The sequence below is a fragment of the Desulfosporosinus sp. OT genome (assembly GCF_000224515.1).
Classification (GTDB): Bacteria; Bacillota; Desulfitobacteriia; order Desulfitobacteriales; family Desulfitobacteriaceae; genus Desulfosporosinus.
Genome location: NZ_AGAF01000002.1, coordinates 1 through 546, shown reverse-complemented (window position 1 = coordinate 546; position 546 = coordinate 1). Strand labels below are relative to the sequence as shown.

Annotated in this window: 2 protein-coding genes; both read left to right on the top strand. The window is 39.9% G+C overall.

Annotation, left to right across the window (positions count from 1 at the left end):
* The coding region (locus DOT_RS30085; RefSeq protein WP_009612726.1) for a hypothetical protein at window positions 1-358 on the top strand (358 nt) is incomplete at its 5' end.
* On the top strand, window positions 348-546 hold a 199-nt coding region (tnpB, locus tag DOT_RS00135), incomplete at its 3' end, for an IS66 family insertion sequence element accessory protein TnpB (RefSeq protein ID WP_009612725.1). The genes DOT_RS30085 and tnpB, both read left to right, overlap by 11 nt.

Here is a 546-nt window from a genome sequence, read left to right as displayed (position 1 = left end):
TCGTTATGATAAGTGGGCTGCTATCATTTCAGAACACAATGCCAGTGGATTAGGCATCAGAGATTGGTGCCGGCAGAATAACGTAAAAGAAACATCTTATTATTATTGGCTTAAGAAAATCCGTCACTCTATCGTCGAAACCATTGACCAAGAGGATAGAAATGGTGAGGTCTCTTTTGTTCCAATGCTATCACAACCGAAAACAAACGAATTGAGTCATGTTAAAAATGTTAAAGCTAACTCAACAACTCAACCCGAAGTTATTATCAAACTCGGTGAAATCACCATCGAGTTTGGAAATCAACCATCGCCAGAGCTAATCTTAAATGTGCTCAGGGGCCTTAGAAATGTTAAATAGTGCCTCTGGATTTGATCAAATCTATATCGTCTGTGGTTACACCGATTTGAGACGTGGAATAGATGGGCTAAGCGCCCTTATTCAGCAGAAGTTTCAGCTTAATCCCTTCCAAAATGTACTTTTTCTGTTTTGCGGAAGAAGAACCGATCGAATCAAGGGACTGGTATGGGAAAATGACGGTTTTCTAA